We start from the raw sequence: 6,385 nt of genomic DNA on the forward strand, positions 1-6,385 counted from the left end.
GTATGACAGAAATCGGTCAAACCTTATTAAAAATGAATGAGTCTGCAGCACGATTAGTGATAGTAGGCATGACAACCGGACCAGAAAAACCTCATTATATGGAATTGAAGCAACGAGGATATACGATCAATTTAAGAAAGCGGGATTACATACACATCTTGAATGTTTTGTATCAACTTGGAATACTGGCGGACTGTAAGATCGTTAAATTGAAAAGTAAAAAAATCTATTCCACCCATGAAGAAATGATGCGCGATAATACGACTAAAATTCTCGACGAACATTTTTCCTATGATGAAGTAAAAACGATCCTTAATAAATATGTGGTGGAAAAAGAAGGAGTATTCGAATACGAATATCCGTTTCATGCAGCTTTGATGTATTGGAATCCGCGGAGAAATTAACTATTCCAGTCCAATTTCCCCTGAATTCATTATCTTCTTTTTTAAGGTCCTTCAGGAAAAAGGTATTTTTTCTGAAGGATATTCGCAAAATAATAGTAAGAAGGCTACAAAACATCGATGGGAAAACGGAGTGTGAATGATACATGAAAGAAATATCCGAAAAGAGATTTTGTGAAACATGTAAAAAAGAGACCGTACATACAGTAACTCAAGATGCATTAGAAATAGAATATTCCTGTAATGAGTGCGGTCAGCACCAAGACATTTTCAAGACATTTTTTTAGAAAACATTCTAACGGAATTCGCAACCGGACTTTTGCTGCAACCGAAGAAGCTTGACTAAAGTCATGTTTCTTTGGTATTTCGACATGACCTCCCCTAATGGAAAGACTCCCCTCGAATTCTCCGATATTTTTAAATGTTTTTTCCCTTACTTAAAACGGAACGAAAATCGACCGCCAATTACTTTCTCAATGATGGGATAATCCAAATAAAAAGACACCACTCTGGTTGTGAGTGTTGTCATTTGGTTTGAAAAGATAGTGTTTGCATTCTATTATTCTTGGCTTTTACTTTCTCCGTTGACGAGACCATCAACACTGAGTCTTACGCCATGTGGTGGAGCAATTATGAAATCAATTAAAAAATGCAGCGATAAAACTTTCTTATTGATATTTCAACGGCATGCAATATGTGATATATTGCATATTATATATTGGTATTTCAAGGAGGTAAAGCCGTTGGTGCATTCAAATTCAACACCAAAAATCAAACGTACTTCTGTACGTGAAGAAGCATATATGATATTGCGGGATTGGATTGTACAGGGAATCCTAACACCAGGCCAACAATTACGTGACAAAGAATTAGCTGAACAATTGGGAGTAAGCAGAACTCCCATTAGAGAAGCACTTTTAAAGCTTGAGGATGATGGATTTGTAGAGACTAAGCCTAGCCGTTCAACTATTGTTTCCCCTATTCAATTCGAAGGGGTATTAAACATATATTCCATTGTTTGGACACTGGAAAAGTTGGCTATGGAACAGGCTTTTGATTTCATTGAAGAAAAACACTTAATTGAGATGGAAGCCATCAATCATGAAGTGAAAAAAGCAATCGACGCGGGAAATCAAATAGTGGCCGTTCAGAAAGATGATGACTTTCACTCCATTTACATCAACCTTTCTACAAATGATGAATTAAAGCGGATTCTATCAGGACTCAAACAAAAACTTATACGGATAGAACTGTTTTATTTTAATCAGGTTAGTGATGTTCATCTTTCCGTTGATGAGCATGATAGAATCATACAGGCATTAAGGAATGGAAATTCCACTATGGCGCTTAATATGATAGAAAAGAATTGGAAAGAAAGTTATTTTAGGATTCAAGCCCATTCGAAACGTATAAAAAGCGGGGAAGATAAATATGAGTGATGATACTTTAGTTGCTATGTCAACTTCAAGAAATAAAGGGATTGCACTAGTACTGACTGGCGCTGCGTTATGGGGAGTATCAGGAACGGCAGCTCAATATTTATTTCAGCATCAAGGTTTCAGTCCTGAGTGGCTCACTGTTGTGCGCTTGTTGCTTTCTGGAATCATCTTATTAGGCGTCGCATATAAGAACGAAAGACTGAAAGTTTTTGAGATTTGGAAAACTAAAAAAGATGCGTTTCAAATTATCCTTTTTGCGATTCTGGGAATGCTTGCTGTCCAATACACATATTTTGCAGCGATTGAACATGGCAACGCAGCCACCGCTACAGTCCTTCAATACTTGGCGCCGGCCCTGATCACTTGTTATTTAGCCATTCATTCCAGACGTCTTCCAAGCATTACTGTGAGTGTAGCAGTGATCATAGCGATTTTAGGAACTTTTTTGCTTGTGACAGGAGGTAGCATACATACACTTTCCATTTCGGGGTGGGCAGTATTTTGGGGAGTAACATCAGCCTTTGCATTGGCATTCTATACATTGCAGCCGTATGAACTCCTTTCAAGATGGGGCTCAATGATTGTTGTAGGATGGGGAATGTTGATTGGGGGCATATGCTTTAGCATGATTCATCCTCCATGGGCATTCGAAGGCAATTGGACGTTACCTTCATTTTCAGCGGTATTATTCATCATCATTTTCGGAACGATCATTGCTTTTTATTTTTATTTGGAAAGTACAAAATTCATCTCGGCTTCAGAGGTAAGTTTATTAGCTTCAGTTGAGCCATTATCAGCAACCTTAATATCCGTTTTCTGGCTGAATGTAACATTCGGTTTTGCCGAGTGGCTCGGCACACTCTGCATTATAAGTACCATCACGATTTTATCATTCGTAAAAAACAAGTAATGTCTGTTGCAAACCGGGCAAAATAATGGAATCTCTGCTATAGCATATAATGCGATATAAACTTTAACTTTTAAACTACCACGAAGCTTGAACATACATCAAAAAAAGCAATTACACTGCATGTGAATTGCTTTTTTGTATTTACGAGTTTTACGCTTGCATTTAATCATTCAAAAATACATTGATCTTTTAGAAACGATATTTTACATATTACGGCTGTTGTCGAGATGGTCTTACAATAATCTTCAAATTGATTTAAAGCAAAAAGAATCGTTTCCGTAATACGATCTCAAAAGCATCCTATAATTTTTCCATGAAATGTAATGAGCAGAGTTTACCTTATATCTATATAATGTTGCAGAACCTTTGACGGGAAGAATTTGAGGGGCAGGGGGCGTAAGGAAACAATTATGGAAGAGGGCATTGTTAAATTCCGTTGTGCTTGCTTTAAACAGTTATACATTGCCTTACCGCCAATTGAATTAGCAGAGTGAATAGTGATTCGGTTAGCAAAAAGTTTTTCTTTGACCATCTTTTGAACAAGCATAAAACCATTCCTAGTTTTATTTAATAAATCATGGTCCAAAGAGAGGTGTTCAATATCAAAGTTTTGCAATAGCTCTATACATTCGTCAATAGTCTCGACTAACACATAGCCATCGGGAGCTTTCCGATAGTCATCCAGAAAAACGCTGATTTTCTCCATTTCTTATACTCCTTTCCTTAGAAAAGTGTGATTAATAAAAGTCAAAAAACCCTAAGAAAATTTGGTTTTATATATTAAGTCTAACATAAAAATGTATGAAGGGGACATTTTCGACGTTAAAGGCTAATATACGACAGCCTTTTTTTATAAATATTCTATATACTTATCGTTGTATTTCTTCAACCACTCCCTTATGAAACTCAGTTGCATGATTTCGAAAAGTTTAGTAACTCCCTCTAAATATTCCTTGTGAAATAAGGTACAAAACTTCTACTTAAAAGTTAATAAATGTAATAATTAGGGTAAAAGGTAGTATCTTGACTAAAAGGAGAAGTGATATGTTACATCCAGAAGAGATTTTCCTTGTACTAAGGGACGAAACGCTGCTGTTGGAGTTAAAGGAACAAATAAATGACTATCATATTTTCTACTTATCAATGATTAATGATCAGCTTTCATTGATTGATAATGCTCTAAAAGAGTGTAACGCTGATTCCTGCACTATATCAAAAGGGTAAAACTAATATTTACCATTTTACATATAAAGGGAATCAAATTTTCAACTATAAATAACCAATTTAGCGCCCTCTGAGAAAAGGCGCTTTTTTATGTCAAATTTAATTGGTCTTCGATAAAAAATCAATTAGCTATAATTCAAGAGGTATACCTCCATGTTCCATTAGTTATCGCAAGCGGAATTTATTTATCACCTTCAGCATTACGATGATGGTCTTTTTCATTTTGATAAGCAACAATTTTGGCATCATCTCCAATGCTTTCAAGTGTAGCTTTGGCCATCTGTTCTCTAATGCGAATGATATGGGCGTCCATCAGTTGTTTGGCTTTATCCGCTTCCTTTAATGCGATAGAATAGTAGATTTCTTTGTGTTCTTGAAGCGTTTCTTGAAAATGACCTGGCTTTGCGAAACGATGCCGTCTAGTGGCACGAATAGTATCTTTCATTTGATCACTAAGGGTATGGACCAATCCAGCAAATATGGAATTGTTTGTGGCTTGTGCGACACTATAGTGAAACATCAAATCTGCTCGCAAGCCTAATTCTTCATCATGTTCCGAACGTGCCATTTCTTCTAAAGCATTAAGAATATTTTGTAAATCCAGGGAGTTTGCTCTTTGTGCAGCAAGAAAAGCACACTCGGTTTCAATCACTCGACGGACCTCAAGCATTTCATAGACCATATTGTCCTTAGCTTTGATGATTGAGTTGGATAGCAGTTCGATCAGGAACTTAACATCAGATTGTCTGATAAATGTCCCGTCACCAGGTCTGACCTCAATGACTCCGTTAATCTCCAATACTCGAAGGGCTTCCCTGATTGATGTTCGACTCACTTTAAAACGATTGGACAACTCCCGCTCAGGGGGTAATTTATCCCCAGGTTTCAATTCACCGCTAATAAAAGATTCCTTAATTTGATTGAAGATGATTTCGTACACTTTTGGGGATTTAACTGGTATAGAATCCATTACTTCCTTCACATCCTTCAATAACAACAAGTTGGTACGACTAAGTGGAATCATCTTAACAAGCATTCATTAATGAAGCAAGAAGATAATTTCAGATCTTTCTATTGGTTAGACCAATTTTGTTAATATATTTTACTTAATTTCAGTCAAAACCGTTCTTTTGGCAATTGAAGGCGATTCATCTTTTGTTTAGAAGGTAGGAAAACCGCCTATAACGCTGTCAAAATAACCATTTATTTATAGAGAAAAGTAATATATATATAATTGTTGAAAAAGTCAAAAAATTTAGTATAATGTAAATTGGTTAGACCAATTCTGAAATGAGCAAAAATGGTCTAGGTCAATCTATTCATAAATGGAAGCGATATCATTTTAAGATTTTTAGGGAGGGGGATTCATTCAATAGTTGAAGCTTTGAAGTAGAAACTTAATCTTGGTATAGGTGCGACCAAAGCTTTTGATATGACAAAAACGGATGTTATAGCAGAAAGAAGGAGAATTGAATGGAAGCAACTAGTGTAAATTTGATCAACGCTTTAAAGGAAGTTCTTTCGGAAAGTCAAGTAACAGTAAACCAGACAGTGAGAGAATTGCACGGCAGAGATGAATCATATCATGCTGTAAGTCTTCCCGATATTGTTGTATTTCCAGAAACAACACAGCAAGTTAGTGATGTTGTGAAATTGGCCAATTTGCACAAAATCCCGATGGTCCCTTTTGGATTGGGATCAAGCCTCGAGGGCCATGTCATACCGTACAATCATGGCATAACCATTGACTTTTCACTAATGAATAAAATCCTTGAAGTGCGTGAAAACGATTTTCTCGTAAAGGTGCAGCCTGGCGTAACGCGTTCGCAACTAAATAAAGAATTGAAAAAATATGGGTTGTTTTTTTCCGTGGATCCTGGAGCTGATGCTACTCTGGGCGGAATGGCGGCAACAAATGCCAGTGGAACGACATCAGTTAAGTATGGTGTGATGCGTGACCAAGTCCGTGATCTTGAAGTGGTTCTTGCAGATGGTTCGATTATACATACTGGTAATTTGGCAGCTAAATCGTCATCAGGTTACCATCTAAACGGTATTTTTGTTGGTTCTGAAGGAACCCTTGGCTGCTTTACGGAATTGACGTTGAGAGTTTACGGAATCCCTGAGCACGTTATGGCGGCAAGAGCATCATTTCCTGCATTGAATCATGCGGTAGAAGCTGTTGTATCCATTTTGCAGTCAGGTGTTCCAATTGCAAGGGTGGAACTTGTCGATGAACCATCAATGAAGCAGGTTAATCTCTATAGTGATACAAGCTATAACGAAGCGCCTACACTATTTTTGGAGTTTCATGGTAATGAAGCAGGGTTGAAGCAAGATGTAGAGTTCACTAAAGAAATAGTAGCAGAACATCATTGTCTCGATTTTGAATTTGAGTCAGATAATGCTGC

At 36.9% G+C, this 6,385-nt stretch carries 6 protein-coding genes and 1 pseudogene; 5 read left to right on the top strand and 2 right to left on the bottom strand.

The window, feature by feature from the left end; all coding sequences use genetic code 11:
* The 3 genes and pseudogenes from ACFVSH_RS21525 to ACFVSH_RS21535 all read left to right on the top strand — a co-directional run.
* A pseudogene (locus ACFVSH_RS21525) lies at nt 1–404 on the top strand (class I SAM-dependent methyltransferase); the annotation flags it as partial.
* Between the two features lie 743 nt (nt 405–1,147).
* On the top strand, nt 1,148–1,840 hold the full coding sequence (locus ACFVSH_RS21530) for a GntR family transcriptional regulator (RefSeq protein ID WP_387707737.1): 693 nt from the start codon (nt 1,148–1,150) through the stop codon (nt 1,838–1,840).
* Nucleotides 1,833–2,750, top strand: a complete 918-nt coding sequence (locus ACFVSH_RS21535; protein WP_387598599.1) for a DMT family transporter — start codon at nt 1,833–1,835, stop codon at nt 2,748–2,750. The genes ACFVSH_RS21530 and ACFVSH_RS21535 overlap by 8 nt, the downstream gene beginning before the upstream one ends.
* 334 nt (nt 2,751–3,084) lie before the next feature.
* Here ACFVSH_RS21535 and ACFVSH_RS21540 read toward each other — a convergent pair whose 3' ends face one another.
* Nucleotides 3,085–3,456, bottom strand: a complete 372-nt coding sequence (locus ACFVSH_RS21540; protein ID WP_192204817.1) for a cyclic-phosphate processing receiver domain-containing protein — start codon at nt 3,454–3,456, stop codon at nt 3,085–3,087.
* A gap of 338 nt (nt 3,457–3,794) precedes the next feature.
* Between ACFVSH_RS21540 and ACFVSH_RS21545 the strand changes: the two genes are divergently transcribed.
* Nucleotides 3,795–3,974 (top strand): hypothetical protein, encoded by a 180-nt coding sequence (locus tag ACFVSH_RS21545; protein ID WP_387598596.1) that lies wholly within the window; start codon nt 3,795–3,797, stop codon nt 3,972–3,974.
* A 181-nt stretch (nt 3,975–4,155) separates the two neighbouring features.
* Here ACFVSH_RS21545 and ACFVSH_RS21550 read toward each other — a convergent pair whose 3' ends face one another.
* Nucleotides 4,156–4,944, bottom strand: a complete 789-nt coding sequence (locus tag ACFVSH_RS21550; protein WP_387598593.1) for a FadR/GntR family transcriptional regulator — start codon at nt 4,942–4,944, stop codon at nt 4,156–4,158.
* 503 nt (nt 4,945–5,447) lie between these two features.
* Between ACFVSH_RS21550 and ACFVSH_RS21555 the strand changes: the two genes are divergently transcribed.
* Nucleotides 5,448–6,385, top strand: a 938-nt coding sequence (locus tag ACFVSH_RS21555) for an FAD-binding oxidoreductase (protein ID WP_387707735.1), incomplete at its 3' end; no start/stop codon positions are given.

Origin of the sequence: Peribacillus sp. NPDC058002, from assembly GCF_042886655.1 — a bacterium.
Taxonomy (GTDB): domain Bacteria; phylum Bacillota; class Bacilli; order Bacillales; family DSM-1321; genus Peribacillus; species Peribacillus aracenensis.